This is a genomic window from Dietzia sp. B19, from assembly GCF_014145155.1.
Taxonomy (GTDB): Bacteria; Actinomycetota; Actinomycetes; order Mycobacteriales; family Mycobacteriaceae; genus Dietzia; species Dietzia natronolimnaea.
Genome location: NZ_JAALED010000543.1, coordinates 1 through 1,676 on the forward strand (window position 1 = coordinate 1; position 1,676 = coordinate 1,676).

Here is a 1,676-nt window from a genome sequence, read left to right on the forward strand (position 1 = left end):
GCGGGTCCCGTCGACCGTGCGCGGGAGCCGGGGCCGGGACTCGGCTGACGGGACACCGACCAGCCCGCGGCCGCAAGCGACGGCCCGGCCGGTAACCCGCCGGGTAGGGTCGAATGATGACACCGTCCGACCGCCTCTCATCCCTGGAGCAGCACGTGGCACGCAGCGCCGAGTCCGTCCGAGCAGTCATCAAGGCCTACGATGTCCGCGGCGTCGTGGGCGAGCAGATCGACGAGGACTTCGTCCGCGAGGTGGGTGCGTCGTTCGCCCGTCTGATGCGGTCCGAGGGGTCGGAGACCGTGGTGGTCGGCCATGACATGCGGGACTCCTCCCCGTCGTTGTCCCGGGCGTTCGGCGACGGCGTCACCTCCCAGGGGCTGGACGTGGTGACGATCGGCCTCGCCTCGACCGACCAGCTCTACTACGCCTCGGGACTGCTCGACTGCCCGGGCGCCATGTTCACCGCCAGCCACAACCCGGCCCGGTACAACGGCATCAAGCTGTGCCGTGCGGGTGCCAAGCCGGTCGGCCAGGAGTCCGGACTCCGGACGATCGCCGACGAGGTCGTCGCGGGGGTCCCCGCCCACGACGGTGAGGCCGGGACGGTCTCCGAGCGTGACGTCCTCGACGGCTACGGTGCGTACCTCCGCGAGCTGGTCGACCTGTCGGGCATCCGTCAGCTCAAGGTGGCGGTCGACGCCGGGAACGGGATGGGCGGCCACACCGTGCCCGCGGTCCTCAGCGGACTGCCGCTGGAGATCGTCCCGCTGTACTTCGAGCTCGACGGCAACTTCCCCAATCACGAGGCCAACCCCCTCGAACCGGCCAACCTGGCCGACCTCCAGGCGCTGGTGCGGGAGAGCGGGGCGGACATCGGACTCGCCTTCGACGGCGACGCCGACCGCTGCTTCGTGGTGGACGAGCGGGGTGAGCCCGTCGCCCCGTCGGCCATCACGGCGCTGGTGGCCGGGCGCGAGCTCGACAAGGAACCCGGCGCCTCGATCATCTACAACCTGATCACCTCCCGGGCCGTCCCCGAACTGGTCGAGGAGAAGGGCGGCGTCGCGGTCCGTACCCGCGTCGGCCACAGCTTCATCAAGGCCCAGATGGCGGACACCGGTGCGATCTTCGGCGGCGAGCACTCGGCGCACTACTACTTCCGTGACTTCTGGGGCGCCGACTCGGGGATGCTCGCCGCGATGCACACCCTCGCCGCCCTCGGGGAGCAGGACGCCCCGCTGTCCCAGGTGATGGCCGAGTACACCAGGTACGCGGCGTCCGGGGAGATCAACTCGACGCTGGACTCCGCGGAGGCGCAGGTGGCCCGGATGGAGGAGGTCATCGACGCGTTCTCCGGCCGGGCCGTGTCGGTGGACCGACTCGACGGCGTGACCGTCGACCTCGGTGACGGCGCGTGGTTCAACCTGCGGGCCTCCAACACCGAACCGCTGCTGCGCCTCAACGCGGAGGCGCCCACCAGGGAGGACGTCGCCGCGGTGGTCGACGAGGTCCTCGCGATCGTCCGTGCCTGACCTGACCAGCGACACCGGGGCCGGCCGGGTGGACCTGGACGACGCCGAGGCCCTGCGCTCCTCCGACGCCACCGGGGCCCTGCTCCACGCGTCGATGGCCGGGGCCCAGCTCCGATCGGTCGCGACGGCCGTCGACTCGGGGGC

General features: G+C 71.6%; 1 protein-coding gene. It reads left to right on the forward strand.

Features of this window, described 5'->3' with window-relative positions:
• Positions 1–155: 155 nt before the first annotated feature.
• Positions 156–1,532: a phosphomannomutase/phosphoglucomutase gene (locus G6020_RS14795; protein WP_182611136.1), complete on the forward strand. Its 1,377-nt coding sequence runs from the start codon at positions 156–158 to the stop codon at positions 1,530–1,532.
• The last annotated feature ends 144 nt before the right edge of the window (positions 1,533–1,676 follow it).